3 protein-coding genes are annotated in these 2,585 nt (G+C 40.5%); all 3 read right to left on the bottom strand.

Annotated features, from left to right (window positions below; translation table 11 throughout):
* Nucleotides 1-391: 391 nt before the first annotated feature.
* Nucleotides 392-907, bottom strand: coding sequence for a GNAT family N-acetyltransferase (locus HGG78_RS18585; protein WP_061778615.1), 516 nt, complete (start codon nt 905-907; stop codon nt 392-394).
* Nucleotides 908-1,047: 140 nt separating this feature from the next.
* The gene (locus tag HGG78_RS18580; RefSeq protein ID WP_172533795.1) at nt 1,048-1,803 is read right to left on the bottom strand and encodes a hypothetical protein; all 756 of its coding nucleotides are present in this window, start codon (nt 1,801-1,803) and stop codon (nt 1,048-1,050) included.
* 139 nt (nt 1,804-1,942) lie between these two features.
* Entirely contained in the window at nt 1,943-2,443 is a 501-nt protein-coding gene (locus HGG78_RS18575) for a flavodoxin family protein (protein WP_172533794.1), read from the bottom strand.
* Nucleotides 2,444-2,585: the final 142 nt, after the last annotated feature.

Genomic DNA, 2,585 nt, shown 5'->3' with positions numbered 1-2,585 from the left:
ATGGTAATTTACAAATAATTCTATCGGAAAAGTCAGCCATAGAGCACTCGAAACAAATTTAGGGATCCATAAATTTCAACATCAAAGAAGCCGCGCCAACGAACTTAACAAACACAACACTTCCCGTGAGCAGACTTCGTTAAGTTCAAACGCTTCCCGAAAAGTGCCACTGGCGAGATAGTTGAGAACCGAGATTTATCCGGTGTGTAGCTAGAAAACCAAAAGCCTTTCCACCTTAAATTCACAGTTTTTCTTAACCCCAGCTAACGCCCTGTTAAGGTGTGAGCAACGCAATACCGAAGCTCCCGCATACCACCTTAAACACTAAAAGCAACGCATTGTGAAAATGCCACGCGTTGCGAATCACTCTTAAACAGATTGTTAGGTGAATTTATACCGCTGAAAGATAAACGCAAACTTCTCTCTCACCACCTTGCATACGAAGTGTTTGATTTTCTACGTAAGTAACACCAAGTTTATCGATAACTGACTTTGAACGGTCATTACCAACAAGATGCATGACCTTTAACTCTCGCAATCCATGACTTTCTTTTGCGTACTCAATTAATGCCTTTGATGCTTCTGTCGCATAACCTTGCCCCCAAAAATCAACGCCCAACCAATAACCCAAGATTCCTTGGCCATCTTTTAAGCTCGGCAAACTCACGGCTCCAATAAGCTCTAACGATTCTTTACGGACAATCGCATAAACAATGCTCTCTCCGCTGGCAAAGCCAACTTCATGTGTTTCGATCCATGAAATTGCATCTGAAACTTTATATGGATGCGGTATGTTTGCCGTCATTTCTGCGATTCGTTTATCACCGGCCAACACAGATACTTGCTCTGCATCAGAGTGTTCAAATGGCCTAAGGATTAAACGTTCTGTTTCTAAAACTTGTTGCATTATTCCCCCAATTCACCTAACGCCCAATTAAGGTGTGAAGCACGCGACCACGACACTCAATTTGACCACCGTAAACACCGAACTCAACCCAAACCCAAAATGCCAAGCGTGCTGAATCACTCTTAAATTGTTTGTTATGTTTATTTTTTACAAGGAACTTCATCAAAAATAAATGTCCACCCAAAGGTATCTGATGGTTGAGGATAAGCTACCAATACATTGCCAGTTGGCAAAAAAAGAACGCCTTGGGAATGTCTGAACTCATCTCCTATACATCGATGACGAGCACTAAAGTCAGCATTGATAGCTACCATTTTAGCAAACTCCTCTTTTTGCTTAGTTAATACCCCCGAACTTCCCATTAGTAACCCAAGCCCAAAAATGAACAAAAAACCGCCAACAACATCTTTAACTAAATTCCAGGCACCACGGTAGTTTGTGACGAGGACTCTCCAAACCCAAACATTGACGTATACAAAGACAAAAGCACATGCGCCTAATGAGCAAAGTAATACTACGTTCTTGAAAAAGTAAACCACTGTAAGAATTAACGTACTCCAAGGGAGATTACTGGCAGACACACCAAAAATCGCGTTTACTTCATTTGATGCCCAAATGTACGATAACGAAGAATAAATGGTTATTACCAATCCAACAGTTATTACAACCCACTTTTTCGATTGCAGTGAATCAAACACAGGGTTGTCGGTTGCCAACATTGCAAACATACTGAAAGGAACTACGAGTGTTAGGCACAATGCTCCCAAAATAATTGAAGGGGATGAACCAGAAATGAGACTGATTGCCAGAAAGATATATGAAAACACCAACGCCAACATAAAATATGCGACTTTCTTTCGAGTACTCTGATACCAGATTCTTAAATTTTCTATCACCAAACTATCCTTATAAACATAACGCCGCGTTAAGTGGTGAGCAACGCAGACCACCGCACTTAAAGTATTGTGCCGTAAACACTTAACTCGAAGCAAACCAAAAAATGCCAAGCGTTGGGAATCCGTCTTAAACGCTTTGTTATGTAACATTTTCAAGGGCTTGCGCAACACTAACTTTGATTTTATCTAAATCAGGTTCTGTTTGTATAGAAACGTATTCACAGCCTTTGAAATCTAGTTGCATATAGTTTGCAGTCAGTTCAAATGGTTGTACGAAGCAGTCAGGTAAGTCTTGGTTATAGCCCGTCGATAACACTGAAACAGACTTACCTTTCAGCTTACGACCTAATTCTTTCTCGATAGTTAAAAGGTCAGATAGTCGGTCGAAGAAGACTTTTAACTGTGCTGACATTGAATACCAGTAGACAGGTGAAGCAAACACCACATGATCAAAGCCGCTAATTTCATGGATTATGGATAAGAAGTCATCATTTCTATTTTCATGCTCATAATCGTAGAAACTGATGTCGAAATCGGAGAGATCGAACAGCTTTGCTCCCGACTTTTCTACGAACGACTCGACTAAATTTCTAGTGTTTCCGTCCGATTTTGAAGTACCTAGAATAACTGCGATTTTCATTGAACCTCCATGTTACATAACGCCGCATTAAGTGGTGAGCGACGCTAAACACCAATGCCTCGACAAACCACTTAAAACACAAAAACTGAATTTACACTAAAAACACCAAGCGTTGCGAATCCGTCTTAAATGCTTTGTTATG

It is taken from the genome of Vibrio aestuarianus (assembly GCF_012395185.1).
Taxonomy (GTDB): domain Bacteria; phylum Pseudomonadota; class Gammaproteobacteria; order Enterobacterales; family Vibrionaceae; genus Vibrio; species Vibrio aestuarianus.
Note: the sequence above shows the minus strand (reverse complement) of the source record. Positions and strands in the feature narration are given on the sequence as shown.